The 21935-nt window shown below is 63.0% G+C and carries 21 protein-coding genes; 12 read left to right on the forward strand and 9 right to left on the reverse strand.

Features of this window, described 5'->3' with window-relative positions; all coding sequences use genetic code 11:
- The first annotated feature begins 64 nt into the window (after positions 1 to 64).
- Positions 65 to 763, forward strand: a complete 699-nt coding sequence (locus AB0O58_RS14435) for an excalibur calcium-binding domain-containing protein (RefSeq protein ID WP_366238319.1) — start codon at positions 65 to 67, stop codon at positions 761 to 763.
- On the opposite strand, the gene AB0O58_RS14440 is transcribed toward AB0O58_RS14435, so the two are convergent.
- Complete coding sequence (locus AB0O58_RS14440) at positions 760 to 1269, reverse strand: O-acetyl-ADP-ribose deacetylase (protein WP_283348394.1); 510 nt, start codon at positions 1267 to 1269, stop codon at positions 760 to 762. The genes AB0O58_RS14435 and AB0O58_RS14440 overlap by 4 nt on opposite strands.
- Positions 1266 to 2192 carry an ADP-ribosylglycohydrolase family protein gene (locus tag AB0O58_RS14445; protein WP_045841340.1) on the reverse strand — a complete coding sequence of 309 codons (927 nt, stop codon included), beginning with the start codon at positions 2190 to 2192 and terminating at the stop codon, positions 1266 to 1268. Before AB0O58_RS14445 ends, AB0O58_RS14440 begins: the two co-directional genes overlap by 4 nt.
- A 62-nt stretch (positions 2193 to 2254) precedes the next feature.
- Here AB0O58_RS14445 and AB0O58_RS14450 point away from each other — a divergent pair, with 62 nt between their 5' ends.
- From AB0O58_RS14450 to AB0O58_RS14485, 8 genes are all read left to right on the forward strand, one after another.
- Entirely contained in the window at positions 2255 to 2929 is a 675-nt protein-coding gene (locus AB0O58_RS14450; RefSeq protein ID WP_045841341.1) for an NUDIX hydrolase, read from the forward strand.
- A 48-nt stretch (positions 2930 to 2977) separates the two neighbouring features.
- Positions 2978 to 4138 carry a hypothetical protein gene (locus AB0O58_RS14455; RefSeq protein WP_052054975.1) on the forward strand — a complete coding sequence of 387 codons (1161 nt, stop codon included), beginning with the start codon at positions 2978 to 2980 and terminating at the stop codon, positions 4136 to 4138.
- 91 nt (positions 4139 to 4229) lie between these two features.
- Positions 4230 to 5528: a hypothetical protein gene (locus tag AB0O58_RS14460; RefSeq protein WP_287452909.1), complete on the forward strand. Its 1299-nt coding sequence runs from the start codon at positions 4230 to 4232 to the stop codon at positions 5526 to 5528.
- A gap of 91 nt (positions 5529 to 5619) precedes the next feature.
- Positions 5620 to 6639: a diiron oxygenase gene (locus AB0O58_RS14465; RefSeq protein ID WP_287452907.1), complete on the forward strand. Its 1020-nt coding sequence runs from the start codon at positions 5620 to 5622 to the stop codon at positions 6637 to 6639.
- A 61-nt stretch (positions 6640 to 6700) separates the two neighbouring features.
- On the forward strand, positions 6701 to 8299 hold the full coding sequence (locus AB0O58_RS14470; protein ID WP_366238320.1) for an FAD-dependent oxidoreductase: 1599 nt from the start codon (positions 6701 to 6703) through the stop codon (positions 8297 to 8299).
- Positions 8300 to 8473: 174 nt separating this feature from the next.
- A complete protein-coding gene (locus AB0O58_RS14475) occupies positions 8474 to 9283 on the forward strand; it encodes a hypothetical protein (protein ID WP_366238321.1) in 810 nt (269 codons plus the stop codon).
- Positions 9284 to 9373: 90 nt separating this feature from the next.
- Entirely contained in the window at positions 9374 to 10729 is a 1356-nt protein-coding gene (locus AB0O58_RS14480; protein WP_366238322.1) for a DUF2786 domain-containing protein, read from the forward strand.
- A gap of 20 nt (positions 10730 to 10749) precedes the next feature.
- Positions 10750 to 12366 carry an AMP-binding protein gene (locus AB0O58_RS14485; protein WP_283550998.1) on the forward strand — a complete coding sequence of 539 codons (1617 nt, stop codon included), beginning with the start codon at positions 10750 to 10752 and terminating at the stop codon, positions 12364 to 12366.
- Positions 12367 to 12375: 9 nt separating this feature from the next.
- Here the strand turns inward: AB0O58_RS14485 and AB0O58_RS14490 are convergent, their stop codons facing one another.
- Positions 12376 to 13971, reverse strand: a complete 1596-nt coding sequence (locus AB0O58_RS14490; protein ID WP_236254224.1) for an ABC-F family ATP-binding cassette domain-containing protein — start codon at positions 13969 to 13971, stop codon at positions 12376 to 12378.
- 191 nt (positions 13972 to 14162) lie between these two features.
- Positions 14163 to 14840, reverse strand: a complete 678-nt coding sequence (locus tag AB0O58_RS14495) for an ElyC/SanA/YdcF family protein (protein ID WP_287452897.1) — start codon at positions 14838 to 14840, stop codon at positions 14163 to 14165.
- Positions 14841 to 15154: 314 nt separating this feature from the next.
- Between AB0O58_RS14495 and AB0O58_RS14500 the strand changes: the two genes are divergently transcribed.
- Positions 15155 to 16528, forward strand: a complete 1374-nt coding sequence (locus AB0O58_RS14500) for a dicarboxylate/amino acid:cation symporter (RefSeq protein WP_027497711.1) — start codon at positions 15155 to 15157, stop codon at positions 16526 to 16528.
- Positions 16529 to 16588: 60 nt separating this feature from the next.
- Here AB0O58_RS14500 and AB0O58_RS14505 read toward each other — a convergent pair whose 3' ends face one another.
- The 4 genes from AB0O58_RS14505 to AB0O58_RS14520 form a co-directional block, all read right to left on the reverse strand.
- A complete protein-coding gene (locus AB0O58_RS14505; RefSeq protein ID WP_143537157.1) occupies positions 16589 to 16834 on the reverse strand; it encodes a hypothetical protein in 246 nt (81 codons plus the stop codon).
- Positions 16835 to 16999: 165 nt separating this feature from the next.
- The gene (locus AB0O58_RS14510; RefSeq protein ID WP_167325994.1) at positions 17000 to 17563 is read right to left on the reverse strand and encodes a DUF3558 domain-containing protein; all 564 of its coding nucleotides are present in this window, start codon (positions 17561 to 17563) and stop codon (positions 17000 to 17002) included.
- Between the two features lie 64 nt (positions 17564 to 17627).
- Positions 17628 to 18317, reverse strand: a complete 690-nt coding sequence (locus AB0O58_RS14515; protein WP_283348389.1) for a DUF998 domain-containing protein — start codon at positions 18315 to 18317, stop codon at positions 17628 to 17630.
- A 137-nt stretch (positions 18318 to 18454) separates the two neighbouring features.
- Positions 18455 to 19504 (reverse strand): superoxide dismutase, encoded by a 1050-nt coding sequence (locus AB0O58_RS14520; RefSeq protein ID WP_366238323.1) that lies wholly within the window; start codon positions 19502 to 19504, stop codon positions 18455 to 18457.
- A gap of 87 nt (positions 19505 to 19591) precedes the next feature.
- Here AB0O58_RS14520 and AB0O58_RS14525 point away from each other — a divergent pair, with 87 nt between their 5' ends.
- Positions 19592 to 20245, forward strand: coding sequence for a DedA family protein (locus tag AB0O58_RS14525; RefSeq protein ID WP_287452518.1), 654 nt, complete (start codon positions 19592 to 19594; stop codon positions 20243 to 20245).
- 3 nt (positions 20246 to 20248) lie between these two features.
- Here the strand turns inward: AB0O58_RS14525 and AB0O58_RS14530 are convergent, their stop codons facing one another.
- Positions 20249 to 20509 (reverse strand): LuxR C-terminal-related transcriptional regulator, encoded by a 261-nt coding sequence (locus AB0O58_RS14530; protein WP_366238324.1) that lies wholly within the window; start codon positions 20507 to 20509, stop codon positions 20249 to 20251.
- A 173-nt stretch (positions 20510 to 20682) separates the two neighbouring features.
- Between AB0O58_RS14530 and AB0O58_RS14535 the strand changes: the two genes are divergently transcribed.
- Entirely contained in the window at positions 20683 to 21927 is a 1245-nt protein-coding gene (locus AB0O58_RS14535) for a TetR/AcrR family transcriptional regulator (RefSeq protein ID WP_366238325.1), read from the forward strand.
- The last annotated feature ends 8 nt before the right edge of the window (positions 21928 to 21935 follow it).

Genomic DNA, 21935 nt, shown 5'->3' on the forward strand with positions numbered 1-21935 from the left:
GCTCCCGTCTCGCGGACACCCTTCGCCGCGAGACCGACACCCCGTGACCCGAGGACGATCCGACATGACCAGTGCCTACCCACCACCGTTCCAGCGCCCCGCACCCGAGCCAGCTCCTTCTCGACGACCCCTCGTCGGCAGGATCTTCGCCTGGGCGGCAATCGTTTTCGGCGCGATCTTCTTGATCGGAGCCATAATCTCGTTCGAGTTCGGTGCGGTACTCGTCGGCGCATCGATGCTCGCTGCGGGCGTCGCGTACCTTCGGTTGTCCCCTGAGCGTGGACGCAAGGGTTGGGCCGTACCGGCGATCGCTGTTCTTCCGGCATTGATCGTCATGGGACTGACGGGATCGACCGAACCCGAGAAGGTGGCCGTCAACCCGGTCGCGGCCGTGCCCGCGCTACCCACCGTGACGACGACCTCCGCACGTCCGACGACCACCACACCGGCACCGACCACGACGACCACGGCCGCTCCCACCACCGAGCCCGTCGCCGCGATCGTGGAAATACCGACGACGTCGGAGTACACCACCGCTCCCGAGCCCGTCTACATCCCCGAACCTGTCTACATCCCGGAGCCGGTGTACACACCCGAGCCCGTCTACACCGTTCCCGCGCCGTTGGCAGCGGTGCCGGAGAGCGTCTACTACGCAAACTGCTCCGCGGTGCGTGCAGCAGGCGCAGCCCCTATCTACGCCGGCGACCCGGGATACGCGAGCAAACTCGACCGCGACGGGGACGGGGTCGGCTGCGAGAACTAATTCACCATCCGCTGTGTCAGCTCGGCAGCCTCGCGGGAGTATGCGACGAGCATGACGAGGTCCACGGATGGCCGCGCTGCCTTGACGGCAACGACCTGTTGGGTGATGGCGTCGTGCATCGGCCAACCGTAGGACCCGGCCGAAATGAGCGGAAAGGCGATGGATTTCAGATTCATCGACGCCGCCAGCGCCAGGCTGCGCTGGTAGCACAGGCGTAGTAGTTCGGATCTGTCTTCGTTCTTCGAATAGCGCGGGCCGACGGTGTGGATCACGCATTCGGCGCGCAACCTGCCTGCGGTGGTGGCCACAGCGGCACCGGTGTCGAGGCCGTGGGGCAGGGTGGTGGCCCGCAACGCCTTGCATTCCGCGAAGATCGTGGGACCCCCGGCCCGATGCAGCGCGCCGTCCACCCCGCCACCGCCGAGGAGTCGGGTGTTGGCCGCATTGACGATCGCGTCTGCGGCCACCTCGGTGATATCACCATGCACTACGTCGATGATCGTCATGCGTCGTCCTTTCTCTCGGCGATCGCGATGGCGATGCGATCGAGGTCGTCGGCGCGCAGCCCCGGGTAGCCGTGGACCAGCTCGCGCCACTGCGTCGGGACCGCCGACGCGCCCCACCGTGCACCGAGAAGTCCGCCTGCGATCGCGGCGGTGGTGTCGGTGTCTCCGCCTGCTCGAACACACAGTTCGAGCGCGGCAGGAAGGGGCAACGATGCGTCTGCCGCGCGATGTATCGCCCACCAGGCCGTCTGGAGCGCGTGCACGACCCAACCGTTCTTCGGGAAGTCGGTCGGCTCGCCCTCCTGAGCGCTGTCCAGCAGCGGCTGCCAGAAGTCCCGGACATCGGGTTCTTCGTGGCGCAGGAAGTCGGCGATACCGTCGTACGTTCCGTGTAGCACCGCGTGCCGGATCGCGTGCGACCACAGTTGACATGCCTGACCGGCACGAGGATCGGAGTGGGTCAGCGCGCTGATCCGCTCCGCAGCAGCCCGGCATCCGGTCACGTCGTCGAGATAGGCCAGCGCGACGGGCGCGGTCCGCATCAACGAGCCGTTTCCACCGGCCCGGCCGGTCAGCGACGCCGCGACCGCGGCCATCTCCGATCCGGTGCTCGCTCTCTGCGACAGCACTTTCCGGGTCTGATTGCCGACGTCGGGAGGATTCACCGCGAACCAGGCGCGGAAGTTCGCTGCCACCTCATCGACGTCTCCGTCGATCTCGAGAGCGCTCGCAACGCAGAGTGCCATCGACGTGTCATCGGTCCATTCCCCCGGGGCCCAGTCGAACGCGCCGCCGCCGATCATCGCAATGGCAGTCTCCGGCGTCGGATATCCGAATTCGTACCCCGCGCCCAACGCATCGCCCACTGCAGTGCCGAGCAGTACCCCACGCGCCCGATCCCGCTGATTGTCGGTCAAGTTCATTCGCTGCCCCTTAGATCGTTGTTGATCTAACAATAGATCAGACTTGCGCTAAGCTGCAACCCATGACGTGGACGGACCGAGACGGCAAGGCTCTGACCGATTACCCGCGCCCTTCGGTTGCGGTCGATGTCGCGGTCCTGACGGTCCGTGAACAGCAGTTGCAGGTCGTTGTCGTGCCCTCGGAGCGGGGCCTCGCGCTTCCCGGAACGTTTCTGCGCCCGTCGGAAACCCTGACCGAAGCCGCCGAACGCGCACTCGAGTCCAAGGCGAACATCGTCGATCTGCAGTTCCACCAGCTCAAGCTCTTCGACGAGCCCGGCCGCGACGACCGCGGTTGGGTGCTGTCGATGGCGCACGGCGCAGCAACACCGAGTCGATCACTGCCTGCGACATCCGAATCGGTCGCCATCGACGGTGTGGTGCCGGGCTCGACGCTGGCGTTCGATCACAGCGAGATGGTCACCGAGGCAGTGCTGGACCTCCGAGCTCGCTACGCGCGAGAGATCGACCCTGCCGGATTTCTGGATTCCACCTTCACGCTCCTCGAACTGCGATCGCTGTACGAAATCGTCTTCGATCGCGCGTTCTCCAAAGACACGTTTCGCCGCCACGTCATCACCGCGCTCGAGGGAACGAGCACGACGACGACGGCAGGTGGCGGTCGCCCGGCCGAGCTGTATCGCCGGGCACCCGATGCTGCACTGGCCGCTTCCGCGGACTCGTTCCTTCGCGGCTAGAGGCGTCACGCGACGAAACCGGACATGTCAGCGGATAAGCTGCGAGCCATGGGATCGAAGCGGCCTGCCAACCGCGGACAGAAACGTGCAGAAAAGACCAAGGCCCGGCAACGGCGTCACCAGCAATCTCGGCCGGCACCGACCGGTGTCGTATCCGAGCGGATCAGCGATCTGATCGACGGTTTCGTCGAGTGGCTCGACGAGAGCGAGATGTCGGAGCAGGCCGAGGCAATCTCACGGTTGGTGTCGTCGACACTGACCCAGTTGTCCGGTGCGCGCCACGGGTTCTCCCCCAGCGCGTGGATTCCCGCCGATGCGCACCTGCTGGTGGATGCTGCAGAACGCATTCTGCAGGAGGAATCGGAGACAGCCGAGGACACGGCGGTGAACCTCGTTCTGACGTCACTGCAGTATCTGACGTTCCTCGACGAGACCGATCTGTGGGACGGCAGCCCCGAGGACTACGCACACTGCATGGAAGACCTCTCCGACTTCCTCGAGGGCGACGAGCCCGACATGCTCGACGCAGACGACATCGATCTGCCGAACGTTTCGCTCGACCAGGAGCTTGCGGCCATTTCGGCTCTGCCGCTGTTGCCTGCGCTCGATGACATCGTTGCTCGCGTCGCCGACGGACTCGCAGTGTCGGACGACGTCCATCTACGCACCGCTGTCGGCCCGGCCCCACTCGACCCCGCCGGACTCACCGAGTCCTCGGACGTTGCAGCCGTCGATTACTGGTCGACGGCCATCGCGACCGAACTGGTCCGGATCGACGGCGACACGGCCAAGCTCGGCGACAACGCCCCCTCTCTGGCCAAGCGTGAGGCGGAGACCGTTCATGAGCTGGTTGCCGAACACGTCCGAGTGCAGCTGTCCGGAGACGCCGACGACCCCGACGTGTCCCGTTCGCTTGCCAACACGTTCGCGGTTCAGACCCTGCTGGCCGCGATGACCGACGAGCTGCCTCTGAACAACGAGGGCGAGGACTACGCCGATTTGGAAGGTGAGGACCTGCGGACGGCGCAGCTGATCGACCATCGGGTTCGATCTCTGATCGAGCAAGGCATTCTCGTGCGAATCGAAGAGGTCCTGGCGGTTCCACATGCGCTGCGTCCCGCTGTTCTGGACGGGGTGGCCGAGGCGCACCCTTTCGGGGCGCTGGACGAGGAGACGCACGAGCCGCTCGAGGACTCGGCGTCGTCGTGAACGCACTCGCGCGCGCCGAGACTCTGTCGGTGCTCGCCGCTAGCGTGACCGACGCCGCGTTATCTCAGCGCGATTCGGGTAAGGAGCCGACATGAGCGATTCACTCGAGTTCGACTTCGACGTCGACTCGGCATGGATGCACTTCCAGCGCCGGCTCGGCGAGTACGTCAGCGCCATGCGCGACGGTGACGCCTTGGTGATCGAGTCTCGATACGACAGCACGGACGGCGTTCCGGACACCGCGGCCTGCGTCCAGTTCTACGCCGGGGATCTCGACATGGTTCGCTGCGAGCTGCCCGCCAACGAGCACCTCCACAGTAGTCGCGCCATCACCGACGCTCAGCGAGAAGCACTGAACGCGTTGGGCTTTCGAACGTCTCGGGATTCCGAGCCGACGCCACCCCACGTCGACCGCAATCGCTCGTGGTCCGATGATCTGGCGAAGAAGACGGTCGCGGTGTTCCGTGACATCTGGGGCCTGCCACACCCGTCTTTTCTGAGTTCGCGGGCCACCGGACGCTACGACGTGCCGAGCTTCGAGGCCAGCACCGAACCCGTCTCGGCAGTCGTTCCACTGTGCGTGCAGCCGAAAGGGAAGGACCACCTGCAGCAACTCGTCGATCGTGCACTCGAACCCTGGTTCGGCTTTCCGCCCGATCACGACCCCGACGGCGACATCCCTCTGCGATTCGTCAACGGCACCGCATACGTCACGGTCAAATCCACCGAGCCGGTCGTCGAGATCAACTCGACGTTGGTGCACGCGGTCACCGGTCGCACCCGCGCGGCCGAGTTGCTGGTCGATCTCAACGTGCAGCTTCCGGATGTGATGTTGCATCTCGTCCAGGACTGCATCGTGGCCCAGGTACGTGTCAGCGGATCACCGTTCGTGGCCGATCACCTGCTGTGGGCGGTCCGGATGCTCTCGCACGTGTGGGAGCAGGTCGACGACAAGTTCGCCGAGGACTTCGGGGGCAGGCTCGGCGAACCGACCCCTCCGGTCCTCGAAGGTGACGACTTCCCGGACGGTCTGCTCGCGTTGATAGAGCTGATCGCGGATTCGCCCGATGCTGTCGAGCCACGCACCGTCCTCGAGTGCTGCTCTTCGGACCGTGACGTGGTCGTGTCGTATCTCCGCATCAGCGCCGAGCAGGAGGCATCGTGGCGCGGCATGGCGGTAGCCGCGGACCTGGGCGACGAACACTGCGATGTGGACGAGGCGGATCGCGAGGCCGCGAACTGGGGCAGCGCAGTGGCTGCCCTGCGGGAGGTGCTGCGGAGCACCCCCGAACAGGTCACTCCTGTGGTCGATCCGTCGGCGATCCAATTGCAGCTGTTCGAGACCGACGAAGTCGCGGAGGTGTCCGACGAGCGTTCGGACGATCAGTAGCGCCATCCGAACAGAAAAGTTTCGACGGGCTTCCCTTTCATGTTAACTGGGGTTACATTAACTCCATGTTCGCATCACGTTTGGAGAAGCCATGACACTGACGACCGGCACCACGTCCGTTTCGGTGGACATCGACGCCACGGATGAGCAGCAGTACAACGAAACACTCACGTTGCTGTCCGAGGGTTCGGTGCACAAACACTTCGATCCTTACGTCGACATCGACTGGGAGTCCGAGAAGTTCGCGGTTCCCGCCAATGATCCCCGCTGGGTACTGCCCGCCAAGACCGACCCGATCGGGGGTCATGACTGGTACCAGTCCCTGCCGCTGGACCGGCAGATCGAGATCGGCATGTGGCGTCAGGCCAATGTCGCCAAGGTCGGCCTGCAGTTCGAGAACATTCTGATCCGCGGCATGATGCAGTACGTATTCTCGCTGCCCAACGGTTCGGCCGAGGCGCGCTACTGCACCCACGAATCCATCGAAGAGTGCAACCACACCCTGATGTTCCAGGAGATGGTCAATCGGGTGGGTTCCGACGCTCCCGGCATGAGTCGACCGATGAAGATGCTTTCGCCGTTCATCCCTCTGTTCGCGACGCTGCTACCCGAATTGTTCTTCGTCGGCGTCCTCGCAGGCGAGGAACCCATCGACCACATCCAGAAGTCGGTGCTTCGCTCCGGCGAAGAGATCCATCCGATCATGCAGAGCGTGATGGCCATTCACGTGGCCGAGGAGGCTCGCCACATCTCCTTCGCGCACCAGCTCCTGCGTCGTCGTGTGCCCAAGATGTCCAAGATCGGACGCTTCCTGCTGTCGATGGCCTTCCCCGTCACGATGCGCATTCTGTGCGACGTCATCGTCATCCCGCCGAAGAAATTCTGGACGAAGTTCGACATTCCGAAGAGCGTCAAGAAGGACCTCTTCTGGGGAACCGAGCAGTCGCAGCACGCTCTGCAGGACTACTTCGGTGATGTGCGCATGCTGGCCACCGATACCGGAATGATGAACCGGGCGGCTCGCCTGATGTGGAAGCTGTGCGGAATCGACGGCAAGGCATCACGTTTCCGTAGTGAGCCGGACCGCAGCTCCAGCCAGTTCGCCGCATAGCCCTCTCGACACCCCACGCGCCAGTTATCCGTACAGCAGCGCCCGCCGTCAGGAACCCCACATGCCCCACGTCGTCACCCAGTCATGTTGCAGCGACGCGTCATGCGTCTACGCGTGCCCCGTCAACTGCATACACCCCACCCCCGACGAGCCGGACTTCCTGACGGCGGAAATGCTGCACATCGACCCGCAGTCGTGTGTCGACTGTGGTGCCTGTGTGTCGGCCTGCCCGGTGGACGCCATCGTTCCCCAGGCCAAACTGACCGAGGCTCAACTTCCGTTCCTGACGATCAACGCCGACTTCTACAAGCAGGAGCGGCCGCCACGGCCGATTCTGGCTCCGGTCACGCCGGCCGCCTCGGTGTCGAGAGATCGCCAACCGCTCCGGGTGGCGATCGTCGGGTCCGGACCGTCAGCGATGTACGCGGCCGACGAGCTGCTCACGCAGCCGGGGGTCAGCGTCGATGTCTACGATCGGCTTCCGCAACCGCACGGTCTGGCACGCCTGGGCGTTGCACCCGACCACCAGAAGACGCGTCAAGTGTCACGGCTGTTCGAAACCATCTCGGCGCAAGAGGGATTCACCTATCACCTCGGCGTCGAGGTAGGAAAAGACGTGACGCACGACGAGTTGATGGACACCCATCACGCCGTGATCTATGCGGTCGGAGCGTCGTCGGATCGCGAACTCGGTATCCCCGGAGCCGAACTGCCCGGGCGCACGTCGGCGACCGACTTCGTCGCCTGGTACAACGGCCATCCCGATCACGCTCACCGCACGTTCGATCTGTCACACGAACGAGCGGTCGTCATCGGCAACGGCAACGTCGCACTCGACGTGGCCAGGATCCTGACCATGGACCCCGACGCACTCGCCGCGACCGACATCGCCCCCCACGCCTTGGAAGCGCTGCGCCACAGTGCCATTCGAGAGGTGATGGTCGTCGGTCGGCGCGGCGTGGCGCAATCCGCATTCACCGTGCCCGAATTCGCGGGACTGCTGACCGTCCCCGATATCGATCTCACCGTCGATCGCAGCGAGCTCGCACTGGATCCGGTGACGGTACGACTGGCCGGCACCAACGACCTGCCTCACGCGGTCGCCCAGAAGCTGCAACTGCTGCGGCACGTCGACGAGTCACCCGAGCACATCGACGGCCGAAAGCGCATCACGCTGCGCTACCTGCTCTCCCCCACTCGAATCCTGGGCACGGATCGGGTCACCGGCGTCGAGTTCGAGCGCATGGGTCTCACCGCCGACACCGACGATGGGGTGCGCAGTACCGCCACCGGCGAGATCGAAACGATCGACGCCGGCCTCGTCCTCACCTCGATCGGATACCGCGGCGTCGCGCTGCCAGGAATTCCGTTCGATCACGCAGTCGGCATCATCCCCAACCTCGGCGGCCGCGTCCTCGAGGAAGTAGGCGGATCCCCGTCGACCGGTACGTACGTCACCGGGTGGATCAAGAGAGGACCTTCGGGCTTCATCGGCACCAACAAGTCGTGTGCTCAGGAGACCGTCGGACATCTGGTCGACGACTTCAACGCAGGCCGCCTGACCGATCCGATCGATCTGCCGAGCGCATGGACGGCGAGCTCGGGTCGAGGGTCGCTGCGTCGCTCGAAAGACAAATTGCTGGCACTACGCCGATCCTGACCGCTCGGCTCCGACACCCCACCCGGTCGGGATCAATGCGACTGTCAGTCGTTCTGAGTGCAACAAAGCCACATTCATCCGGTCCGGGCGTGAGGTTGAAGCGACGACCATCGGGGTAGATTGGGGTGTATCGGCCACCGAATCGCGGCGGGCCAACACCTCGAGGAGACCGAGATGCCGGGCCTGCGTCGCATCACAGTCACAGCCGCTGTCCCATTTGTCGGAATTGCCATGGCGCTCGCGTGCGCCGCACCGGCGCAGGCTCTGCCCACACCGGGCGATTTGGCAGATGTGCCGGCGCGGACGTCGATCTCGTACGAACACGTCCCGACGGGTACGTACGTCGGCAGCGCAGAGGACAATTCGGCACGTCCCGGGCTGTCGACGGTCAAGCTCTACATGGCCGACTACGTCGTGCGCTTCGGAGACGGTTCGCCGCGAGATCGCGACCTGGCCGCACGAATGGTCCAGGTCAGTGACGACGGTGCCGCCTCGGTACCCGACAACAAATATCCCCAGGCCATCGATTCGACGGCAACGGAGTTCGGACTCACCTCCACCTCGCGGGGCGGTTTCTGGGGCAGTTCCTACACCAGCACAGCCGACACCGTGCGATTCCTGGCGGCGAAGAAGCGAACAGACCCCACCAGCCCGGTCCTCGGCTGGATGAACTCCGCCGCACCGGTTGCAGCCGACGGAACCGTGCAGGACTGGGGCACCCAGCAACTACCCGGCGTGACCGGTAGCAAATGGGGATGGGCCGACGACGGATCGAGCGTGGTTGCGTCCGGGTCGATCGGTGACGAATTCGTCGTGGCTTCCAACACGTATGGACCGCGCCGCTCACAGACCGACGACGTCCTGGCAGCGCTGGGCGGCGTCGAGTTGACGGCACCGCCCACTACTTCTCCTGTACCGAACCTTCCCGTGATTCCCGGCCTGCCGTCGGTGGAAGAACTGCTGCTGATGCTCGCTCCTCGCTGACATGTTCGAATAACTTGTCGGACCCCTCCCCTACTCTGCGATTCACCGAAAAGTTCGGGGACCACACCGGGGGACGTGGAGGGGACGACGATGAGTCGTATCGATCTGGACAGCTTTCAAAATTTTCACCGCACCGGTCAAATCCGGCCGGACGCGGATCCGGTTCGCCTCGTCGAAATGGGCCTCGACTACGCCACTCGAGGGTCAGGGTGGAAGGCGTACGTTCGGCTGGTTGCAGACCGTCTCGCGAAATTCGAGTGCACGCCCGAGGTCGATCCTGCGTACGCCGTATCAGCACGGATACTCGACCACTCTGTCGACAGGTTGTTCGAGATCGGTTGGCAGCCGGCCGAACTCGCGCACGCTACTCGAAAGATGGTCGGGGGCGCGGCCGGGATGCTCGTGGTGGAGGCGATCGCCACCCATGCGGGGCGTTCCTCTGCCCTCACCAACGCACCCGATTCCTGGCGAGAGCAACTGATCGATACCAACGCACCCGATTCCTGGCGAGAGCAACTGATCGATCTGAAAATCGATTCCACCGCAGGCGTGTCCGTCGAACGCCTCCGAAGGTGGTGTGCGAGGCCTCGGATCTCCACGTCCGACTCCTGGAACACGGTGTTGACCGTCCTCGGTCATACGACCTCACTGGGTTCGATCGACAAGCTGGTTCCCATTCCATCGCAGTGGTCGTCGGTTCGATCCTCGCCAACACCGTCATCGGCCCACAAGAGTGGCGTCTCGGATCCCAAGATGCTGGGCAAGATCCGGGGGTTACTGGCAAAGGCGGAGTCCACCCAGTTTCCGGCCGAGGCCGAGGCGTTTTCGGCGAAGGCTCAAGATCTCATGACCCGCTATGCCATCGACCATGCGCTGCTCGAGTCCGACAACCCGCGCGGTTCGATCGGCGACGTAACCACCCGCCGCATCTTGGTCGACAGTCCGTACTCGGAGGCCAAGTCTCTTCTCCTGCACAGTGTTTGCGAAGCAAATGGTGCCCGAACCCTGTGGTACAAGCGATTCGCTCTGGTCAACATCGTCGGGCTCGAAGTCGATCTGGATTTGTGCGAGCTGCTGTTCACATCGCTACTCGTGCAGTCTTCTCGCGCACTCGACGAACTCGCCGAATCACCGGAAGCCCGAGGTCGCAGCTTCAGGAAATCTTTTCTGATCGCGTACGCCCACCGTATCGGCCAGCGCTTGCTGGAAGCTCGGGAGCGAGCTACAAAGGCGGCGTCGGAGCATCACGGTAGCGCCTTGCTGCCGATCTTGGCCGAGCGCAGCGATGCCGTGAACAAGGCATTCACGGCCATGTATCCGTCGACAACGGAGGTGCTTATCGAGGCACGCGATCATGCGGGTCGACGTGCAGGCCGTGCCGCCGCCGAACGCGCCGACCTTACCGGTGGGCGCGAACGTATCGACAAATCAGATCTGGCCTCGTAGTGCGCGCTACATTGGCTGGCATGACCGGTCTGGATACTCCGCTGACACCACTTCGCTTTCTCGAACGCGCTGCGGAGGTTCATCCCCACAAGATCGCCGTGGAGGATGGTGCGCGCACCTTCACCTACGAGCAGTTCGCCGCCGCCGTCACCCGGCTCGCGCATGCACTGCGCGCGTCGGGGGTCGGCCACGGCGATCGGGTGGCCTACATGGCGTCGAACTCGGCAGAGCTACTGTTCGCGCATTACGCGGTGCCACTGGCCGGTGCCGTTCTGGTCGCGATCAACACCAGGCTCTCGCCGGACGAAGTTCGGTACATCTGCGATCACTCCGGTTCGGTTCTGTTGGTGGGTGATTCGGCACTGCTGGCCGGTCTCGGAACAGATCCCATCGCAGATTCGGTCACCGAGATCGTCGAGACCCCCTCGGTGGACGGCACGTACGACAGGCTGCCGCACACCACGCGATACGACGCGTTCCTCGAACGGGGCACGGACGAACCGATGGAGTGGGAGGTCGACGACGAGACGTCGACCATCACGATCAACTACACCTCGGGCACCACCGGTCGACCCAAGGGCGTGATGTACACCCACCGCGGTGCTTACCTCAATTCCCTGGGAGAACTTCACCACCAGGGATTCGGGGGCGACACCCGCTATCTGTGGACTCTGCCGATGTTCCACTGCAATGGATGGTGCACCACGTGGGCGGTCACGGCCGCGTCCGGCACACACGTGTGCCTTCGCGGAGTGCGCGGCGACGCCATCTGGTCGGCCATCGACAACGGCGTCGATCACCTTGCCGGTGCGCCGACCGTGTTGACCACTCTCGCCACTGCTGCAGAGGCACATTCACTCGATCGACCGTTGACCATCGTCACTGCGGGAGCTCCTCCGAGCCCGACGATCATCGCCAAGATTCGAGCGTTGGGAGCAACGCTCGTACACGTCTACGGCCTCACCGAAACCTACGGTCCGTATTCGGTGTGCGAGGCGAAGCAGGAATGGCTCGAACTGGACGCCGACGAACAGGCCCGTCGCTTGGCTCGACAAGGAGTCGGCATGCTCACCGCAGACCGTCTGCGCGTGGTCCGCGACAAGCCTGGCCCCGGTGGGGTTTTGATCGATGTCGAACCCGACGGCACCGAAATGGGTGAGATCGTCATGCGCGGCAACAACGTCATGAAGGGGTATTACAACGACACGGCCGGAACGACACAGGCTTTCGCGGGCGGCTGGTTCCATTCCGGTGACCTCGGGGTGATGCATCCCGACGGTTACGTTCAGCTACTCGATCGCGCCAAGGACGTCGTCATTTCCGGCGGCGAGAACATCTCCACCATCGAGGTGGAACAGGCACTGGCGAGCCATCCTGCCGTCGCGGATGTTGCGGTCATCGGGGTGCCCGACGACAAGTGGGGAGAGCGGCCGAAGGCGTTCGTGGTGCTGGTGGCCGGCGTGGACGTCTCGGAAGCCGAGCTCGTGGCGCACGTGAAATCGGCCATCGCGTCGTACAAGGCTCCGCGCAACGTCGAGTTCATTGTCGAGCTGCCGAAGACATCGACGGGCAAGATCAGGAAGAAGGAGTTGCGCGACGCCGAGTGGGGCACGTCCGCGTCCAAGATCAACGGATAGCAACTCTGGTCACGCCATTTGCACACCGGCGATTTCGGTGACGCCGCCCTTGCCGTCGAACGACAGCTGCCGAAATGCCACCTTCTCAACGAAGAACCTGTCGTGGCTCACCAGAATCACCGCGCCGGGAAAGGCCATCAGCGCACGTTCGAGCACCTGGGTGCTCTGTAGGTCGAGGTGGTTGGTGGGCTCGTCGAGCACGATGACGCCTGCGCCGAACAACAGGCACTGCGCCAATGCAACTCGCGCCTTCTGCCCTCCGGACAGCACGCCGATCTTCGATTTGAGATCCATCTCGGAGAACTGCAGCAGCGTGAGAAAGCGGTGGACTTCCTTCTTTGTCGCCGTCAGAGCGAGACTGCCCGGCATCGCGTTGACCGAGTGCGACACGGTGTCGTCGAGATCGAGATCGGCGAGCACCTGGTTGTAATAGATGAACGACGGTGCCTTGGTCTTCCATTTGATCTTGCCACTGTCGGGTTGCTCGGCACCGACGAGAATGTCGACCAGCGTGGTCTTTCCGCATCCATTGGGTCCGGTGATGGCGATACGGTCACCGCGGTGCACGGTGAACGAGATGTTCTCGAAGAGTCGTTGCTCGCCATAGCTTTTCGCGATTCCCGTGATCTCCGCGAGGTTGTCGTGCACATGCAAACCGCCGTAGATTGCGGTGACCACCGTGTCGACCGGGCGGGGGCTCTTGCTCTTCTTGATGTTCGCCAGTCGACGTTTGAGCACTCCGCTGGGGTTCTTCACTGCTTCCTTACGATCACTGATCGCTTCTTGCTCGTAGGCCAGCAGCTGCTGTTCGTTGCTGAACTCACGTTCGAGGTTCTTGAGTCGAAACTGCTTCTGCTGCACGTATTCCGAGTAGCTACCGTCGTAGGTCTGCAGGTGATGGTTCTCGATTTCGACGATGCTGGTGACGACCTGCTCGAGGAATGCGCGGTCGTGCGAGACAACGAGTAGCGCACCGCGGAAGTCTCGTAGCCAGCGTTCGAGCCACGCGATTCCGGCAACATCGAGGAAGTTCGTCGGCTCGTCGAGGAGCAGGACGTCCGGGGCCTCGATGAGGATCTTGGCCAACGCCGCGCGGTTGCGCCAACCACCGGACAGTCGATCGACGGGGAGCTCCCGTCGTTCGGCGTTGAATCCGAGCATCGACAACACGGTGTCGATCTGTTGGTGGTAGGTCCAACCGCCACTGTTCTCCATGGCGTCGAGCAGTTCGGCTTGGCGGTCGACGAGCTTGTACATCTGCTTCTCGTCCAGGTCACCGCCCAATGCGGCCTCGACCTCGGCCAACTCGGTCTCGATTGCATGGACAGCACCGAAGAGAGATTCGAGCTCCGCTTGGATGCTGCGATCGCCGTCCAGTTCGGAGAACTGCGAGAAGTAGCCGATGCGAGCACCCTCGGTGACGTCGACGGTCCCCGAATCCGGGGTCTCTCGGCCGAGGAGAAGCTGTAGCAGGGTGGTCTTGCCCGTTCCGTTGCGGCCGATCAGACCGATGCGATCGCCGTCGGCGAGGCGGAAGAACACCTCACGCAACATCACCTTCTGGTCGTATCCCTTGGCAACGTCGTTCAAGCGAATCCAGCTCAAGCGTCCACTCCTGTAAAACACGGGGTTCGCTGAGTCGTCGAACCGACTCGCTCACTGTAGTCGCGTCGGTGCGAACGCTCCGCGTCGCCGATCCGGTCTACGAGCCGCGGATCAGCTCCCCGGACTCGACTTGCAGGTGCCGATCGGCGTCCTACTTCCCAATCTGAGGAGCCGATCTCCCACGGGCACACTTATCGCCCGGTGATGGTCGCAAGTGAATCGTTCGGCGGGGACACGACGACTGGGTCGCGCCCTGACCACAGATCGAGAACTGCTTTGGGGCGTGCCAACAACTCTCGTGCGTAGTTCCGCACAACAGCGAGCGTGTTGCAGTCGATGCAGTCGGCAGTCACACCGTCGATCTCCAGATCCATGTCCTCGCACAGCGCGACGGCACGGGAGACATGAAGGGGTTGACTGATGATGAGTCCACGTTCGACGCCGAACGTCTCTTTCGCGCGGGCGCACGTGTCGTAGGTATCGATGCCGTGGTCGTCACCAATGATGACGTCCGGATCGATTCCATGCTCGATCAGGTACTCGGTGATGGCCTGAATCTCGTTGCCGGAGTTGCCGTCTGCGTCACCGGAGACAAGGATTGCCTTGATCTTTCCGGCCTCCATCAATTGGATGGCGGTGTCGAGCCGACCGGCGAGAAAGCGCATCGGCTTGCCGTCGCGCACCTGGGCACCGAGAACGATCCCTACTGGCGCGTCCGGTGCGTCGTCGACGTCGTAGACCTTGCCCGCCGTCGCGTACGCAACCCATCCGGCCGACGCCAGAACGACCGCGACCAGCGCTGCGACAACAGCGCACATCGCTTGTACCAGTCGCCGAACCAGTCCTCGAGGCTTTGCTGTCGTACTCATGATCTCGTTTCGTCGGCTGCGGAAAACTCAACGTAGCTCACGAAATCGGCGAACCGTCGATCGCGCAGCGCACCCTCATCGATTCCACAGTGAACCCTCAGAAGAACCCTGCCCGTCGCGGCGATTGTCGGACGAGTACCGTCTTACCAGTGAATCCGCTGCTGACCTCTCGACGCTACGTCGACTTGCGTCTGCAAGCCAGCGCTACCTGTTGACGGTCCTCTAGACCGCAACCTCTCCGTCGGGCACATCGGCCCGATGAGCATTCTCTCGCCCACCTCTGTCGGCGTCTCTTCTTTTCGAAAGGCATAACCATGTCTGCGCCCAGCGCTACCCGTACGCGCCGTGTCCCTACCTGGGCAACCGCGTTCGGTCCACAGATCGTTGCCGGTCTCGTACTCGGTGTCGTGTTCGGGCTGATCGCTCGATCGATGCCCGACGCGGCCGATGGCAACGAAAACTGGTTGGTCGGTACCCTCTCGACCATCGGTTCGAGCTACGTGAAGCTACTCACCGTCGCGGTCATTCCGCTCGTCTTCACGGCCATCGTCAGTTCCATCGCCAATCTTCGTGAAGTCACGAATGCTGCGCGTCTGGCAATTCAGACGCTGTGGTGGTTCGCCATCACGGCGTTCATTGCAGTGATCATCGGCATCGTCATCGGTCTGGTCGCCCAGCCCGGATCGCGGACCAGCGCTGGGGCGGACTCGGCGGGAGATCCGTCCAGCGTCGGGTCATGGTGGTCGTTCCTCACCGGCTTGGTGCCGAACAACTTCCTCGCGCTCGGCGCGAAGACCACGGTTGCCGAGAGCGGTACCGCGACCACGTCGTTGAGCTTCAACATCCTGCAGTTGCTGGTGATCGCCGCTGCCATCGGTATCGCTGCACTCAAGGTCGGCAAGAAGGCCGAGCCCTTCCTCGCGTTCAACGCCTCGTTGCTGGCCATTGTCCAGAAGGTGCTGTGGTGGATCATTCGCCTCGCGCCGATCGGCACGGCTGCTCTGATCGGCAACGCTGTGGCCACCTACGGCTGGGACGCCATCGGTTCGCTCGGAGTGTTCACCGTCTCGATCTACGTCGGCCTGGCTGTTGTGTTCTTCGTGGTATACCCGTTGATCGTTCGCGCTCATGGTCTTTCGGTGCGCGCCTTCTACTCGGGCGTGTGGCCCGCGACCCAGCTCGGTTTCGTCTCGCGATCGTCGATCGGCACTCTGCCTCTCACCGAGCGTGTCACCGAACGCAACCTGGGCGTGCCGCGTGAGTACGCCTCGTTTGCGGTACCGCTCGGGGCGACGACGAAGATGGACGGTTGCGCTGCAATCTATCCCGCCATCGCAGCACTGTTCGTCGCGCAGTTCTACGGTATCGACCTGACCATCACCGACTACCTGCTGATCATCGTCGTGTCTGTGATCGGTTCAGCGGCAACAGCAGGAACGACGGGCGCGACGGTGATGCTGACTCTTACGCTGTCGACCTTGGGACTGCCTCTCGCCGGCGTCGGCCTGCTGCTCGCAGTGGAACCGATCGTCGACATGGGCCGTACCGCGGTCAATGTCACCGGCCAGGCTCTGGTGCCGACCATCGTCGCCAAGCGCGAAGGCATCTTGAATCTCGAGCGCTACAACGCTCCGCGCAACGGCGATCCCTTCGTCGACGAGGAAGCCGAAGTGGAACTGGCTCGCTAGCAGGACGTTTCGAACGACCGATCCCGACGACCGAGCAACTGGGTCGTCGGGATTTTTCGTCTATCGCGGTGGTGACAGCGCTTCGACTGTTGCCGCGGTGGCACTGTCCACGGCTTCGACACTCGCGAAATAGTGTTGAAAGAACTCGCGCATGGTCTTGATGATCTCGATCTGCTGCTTGATCACAAAGCGAGCGGAGCCTTCATCTCCTGTCGCCAGCCGCGTGAACTTCGCCTGAAGCTGTTTGGCCGAGTCCAGGTCACCCCAGGACTCAGGCCACGCGAGGGAGGCGGTCATCTCCAGCATGCGATCCAGCTTCGTCAAGTAGTCGCCGCACGCAGCGTCGCACCTCTCTGCCACTCCTGATTCGACCTCGACTTCGCCCGCCGCTGCTCGGTCTCGAAGACTCCGCCAGTGGTCCAGATTCTGATTCAAACCGTATGGCTCCAAGGTAGTCAGCACCCTTCTGATTCACTTCGGCAAATACGGTTCGAAGTCGACCGCGTGTCGGTTGACCTCGGCGCAGGGTTCACCTTCGAGATCTCGCGAACCCTTCTTCTGCAGGTCGAGCACGATCAGACCGTCACCCGTGCCGAAAGCAACTGCGCAACCCAGGGATTTCAATTCGTCTGCGTGCCGCAGTTGAACTGCAGTGCGGCCCGAGAGGCTCACCTCCGCACCGCGCACGAACGAAGGACTGCCCAGTAGTTCGTTGATGGACTCCAGCGACGACAACACGGCGACGTAGTACCAGCTGTTCAGCGCAGTGCCGTCCCAAGTACAGCCCTTCCATCCGGGGTACGTCGTGATGCCCGCGAAGTCGGGTCGCTCAGTACTCACGTCCAAGCCGCTGGCTGTCACCGCAGATTTCGGGATAGTGCATGGATCGAATGGCTCGCGTGGACCCGGTGTCACCGCCGACGTGGATGTGTCCTCGCTCGCGACCGGGCTTCCATTCGTCGACCCGGCGCATCCCGTCAGCAACAGCACCGCGCTGCACGCCACAGCAATTCGACGTCCGGACATCACACGCATTCATTCAACCTCTCGACGCCGACGGCACTGACAGGTTGGACGCACGCAACGCGCGATCGGTTCCCTAGACGGGCTGCGAGGCCTCGATCTCCTGTGACTTCACGGAAGCAGGACTCCTACGTTCGGCTGCCCACACCCACAAGGCCAGCGAGATCAATGCGATCACTTCGGCAACGACGAGCACGCGCTCCACATAACCGAGGGTGACCACCCGATACCAGGGTCGCGTGCCGACGGCACCGACAACGAGTGCGTATGCGATCGGGAGCAGCGTGCAGACGGACAGCACGCTCAACCACAGTGTCGTTCGTGCCCGGACAGTCCATGGCCCCTGCCGAATCCAGGGCCGCGAGAACGCGAAGACCGCGACGGGGATGCTGACGAACGCCACTGCCGCACCGAGTCGATGGATCGTCCCGCCGAGGCTCAGTGACGCGTCGTTCGACCAATCCTGCTTCGGCACGGCGACAACGGCAACAAGGCCGACAGTCCACAGCATCAGACACAAGGACGCTACCGAGGTGGGTGGGGTGAGCCGTTGTCGCACCGCGGCCAGCAGAGTGAAAGCAGAACCCAACGCGAGCAGGACGACCCCGATCGAGAACACCCACTGCTGTGCGCCGAGTCCGTATTCACTGATCGTGCGCCGAAGGTGCGAAGGCGTCTGCCATGCAGTGTGAGCATCGAGAACCAGAACGACCAGCGCTCCCAACACGATCGACACGGTGCCGACCTCGGCCGGACGTATCGACACGAAGACCCCTCTCCCGGACGACGTCGGTCGCGTCCGACTTCCATGGTGCCCGAACCGTTGCTCGAACCCCCTTGGATCGTTGTGCGCGGAAACTCGGTCTCTGCTACGAATTTCCGTGCACGTGCGGCGAAGCCGCTCTACTCCGGAACAGAGCTGACGGTGAACGGCTCAACCGGTTCTCCCCCACGCTTGTCGAACTGACTGTTGACCACCAGTAGTCGATCATCCACTGCTGCAACGGTTGTGGGGTAGGCAAACGATGGGTCCGTGATTTCGCCGGTGACGGATCCGCGCCGGCCATCATCGTCGAGGTCGACCTTCGAGATCAGACCGTCCCGATTGCGGACGACGTACAGCGTGTCGTCGTCCATCTCCATCCCGTCGCCGTTCATGAGCGTTGCTCCGCCGAGATCGACCTGGGTGACCTCTTTCGAAGCCTTGTCGATTCGATAGAGATTTCCGGTGCTCGATTGCACGACGATCAGCGCTGTCTCGTTGTCGTTCTCGACGATGCCGTTGGCGTTGAAGCCCTCGCCATATATGAAGGGAGTGCCGTCGAAACTGGCGAATGTCTCGAGCGGACCATCTTGGACGCCGGCCATCATCTGCTCGAACGGAATCCGGTACAGCACTGGACTTCGAGAATCGGTGACGTACGCATCGCCATTGTCGGCGATCGCGACGTCGTTGAGGAATGTCGCATCGGCACCGAGGCCGTTAGCGAAGGTGGCAGCCAGGCCACCGGTACCCCTGTCGTATACCCACACCTTGCCGGTCGCCCCGCCTGCGATGACCAGATACGAGGCACGGTCAATTAAGCCGTCGTCGTCAGCTGTGTCGATCCCCGCAGCACCGGTGCGTCCGTCCGCACCGCCGGGCAAGAACACCGACACATCCGGCGATCCGACGGTTCCGCGGAACACGGCACCGTCGGAAGTGGAGGTGACGTAGAACGTGTCGTCGGCGGCGGTGATGCCTTCGGGGAAGACTCCTGTGCCCGGCAGGTTGTAGACGCCGGCGTTCGATGGGCCGGACGAAGCCGATACAGACGACGGAGCGGGCGACGACGGAGCTGACAATTCAGTGGGAGCGGAAGCGGGGGTCGGCTCCGGATCGGAGGACCCGCAGGCACCCAGCAGGAGTGTGGCGGCGGCAACAACGGGCAGTACCTGGAGGGCTCGTTTCACCCTCGCAAGTGTTCCATATGTCTCAATTTCTTGGCATTTCTCCTGGTGAGCAGATTTTCGGTCGAGACGTTTCGTACAGTCGTAGTCATGAGTGAGCTCTCCACCCTTGCCGCGACCAGCACTGAACTCGGCGGAATCGCCGGGTGGGCGGTGAGTTTGATGGAGGCGATCGGCGGTCCCGGTGCCGGTATTGCCGTCGCTGCCGAGAACTTCTTCCCGCCGCTACCCAGCGAGATCATCCTGCCGTTGGCCGGCTTCACCGCATCTCAGGGCGGGATGACGCTCTTCGGTGCATTGTTCTGGACGACGGCGGGATCGGTGCTCGGCGCTCTGGTTCTCTACTGGCTGGGCATCAAATTCGGACGTGACCGGATGTACGCCATTGTCGAGAAGATGCCGTTCGTCGGAACCGAGGATCTGACGAAGGCCGAGGACTGGTTCACCAGACACGGTCGGTCGGCGGTGTTCTTCGGCCGCATGATCCCGGTGGTTCGCTCGGGCATCTCGATTCCGGCCGGTGTGTCACGGATGCCGGTACTGCAATTCACGTTGTACACCACGCTCGGCAGCCTGATCTGGAACTCCATATTCGTGCTGGCCGGTTACTTCCTCGGCGAGAATTGGCATTACGTGGAGAACTACGCCTCGGTGTTCCAGTACATCGTCATCGGCATCGTTGTGGCGCTGATCGCGTGGTTCGTGGTGAAGAAAATGAAGTCGAGGCGCGTCGAGGTTGAGTGAACCTCACAGATCGTCGATATCGATGAAGCCGTCCTGCAGAGCCCTCGCCAACAATGCCGCTTTGGTGGGTGCCGTGCGCCCCACCGCGGAGTACTTGGCTCGGATCCGGGACAAGTGGGTGTTCACAGTTCCCATCGACAGATAGAGCGCCCGCGACGCCTCCGACTTGGAGTCGGACACCAGCCACGTGGTGAGCACTTCGATTTCACGAGCGCTGAGCCGCGGATCGGAGCCTTCGTGGATGCGGATGGCGAGAATTGTCATGAAAATCCTTGATATCGGGCACCACCGCTGTCCCGGCGGCGCGAACACAGCACATCACACCGCACTCTTTCCGTTGGGTCACTCCGGTTGATGACCGAGGTCGCTCTCACCCGAGAGTGAGTACTGTCACCGGCACCGTCACGGTCGGTCTCACCTCGGTAAAGTCCGTCCCCATGAACGAGCTCGACGCGACTGCCACCCATTTCGTCGAGGCGGCCGTCACATTGTTGGTCGCAGATCCTCGACGAATTCTCGACCGGGGTATGCGCATCGAGGACGTCGTCCACGCATCCGACTCGTCGACAGCGACGTTCTTCCGCAAGTTCAGCACCAAGGCCGACTTTCTCGACAAGGTGGTCGAGCAGCTGGCCCGGACCTCGCTGCCCACCGACGTCCACGAAACAATTCGCAGCCAGGTGACGAACAGCGGTGCATCGATTCGCTCGACGGTGACGGCACTCGTTGCGCAGCACTTCCCGGCAATCGTCGACCGGAAGAGCATCACCGAGTCTCTTCTGGACCACGTTTTCGGCGGACCGTCGTCCCCGGCCCTGATAAGTGAGTACCGCGTCCGAGACGAAGCCGTACTGGGCGCGTTCGAGGCACTGTTCGCCCCCGACGGTGGGGCCTTTCGCCGTCCCTTCACAGCCCGAACGTTCGCAGTGACGGTCAACGCAATCATCGATGGATTTCGCCTCCGCAGTCAGGCGGACGCCGCGTCCGTATCGGCCGAGGTGATGTCCGACGCGGTGCTTGCCTTTCTCGGGGCCGTCGTCGACACGTCCGGACGTCATCAGCACCTCGATGATGTGGGAGAAGTCGATTCACCGGTCGAGGAACGCCCGCTTCCTCGCGATCCTCGCGCTGCGATCGTCACAGCTGCGCGCGACGAGTTCGGAAAGCGTGGCTACTTCATGACGCGAATGGACGACGTCGCCGACATCGCAGGAGTGCCGAGGACGGCCTGCAAGACACTGTTTCCGACCAAGCCGTCCGTCATCGTTGCAGCCCTGCAGAATCGGGTCGATCATCTTCGCGAGTCGGTAGCCGACGACCAGTTGCTGGGCCTCGATGAACTCACGATTCTACGAAATCACATGCTGCGGTTCGCGCAGCTCGCCGCCGACGAAGTCGAATTCATGGACGCGCTCCTCGTCGCCGTCGCACACGACACGTACGGCGAGCCGGAGGGGTTGATCTCGATCAAGGAGAAACTCAACCTGCCGGCAATCATCGGGCCGGTCATCGCGCGGGGTCAGGACAGCGGGGTGTTCCGAAAGAGCTCGAGCCCAGTCGATCTCGCAGCAGGCATCACCAATACGCTGCTGATGCGATGCTTCACACGAAGACAGAACAGCCCGCAGGACAACGCGAACTTCGTCGCTGAACTCCTCCTCGACGGTCTCGGTGTGCACTGAGCATCGAC

Source organism: Rhodococcus sp. NPDC080181, assembly GCF_040702225.1.
Lineage (GTDB): Bacteria > Actinomycetota > Actinomycetes > Mycobacteriales > Mycobacteriaceae > Rhodococcoides > Rhodococcoides fascians.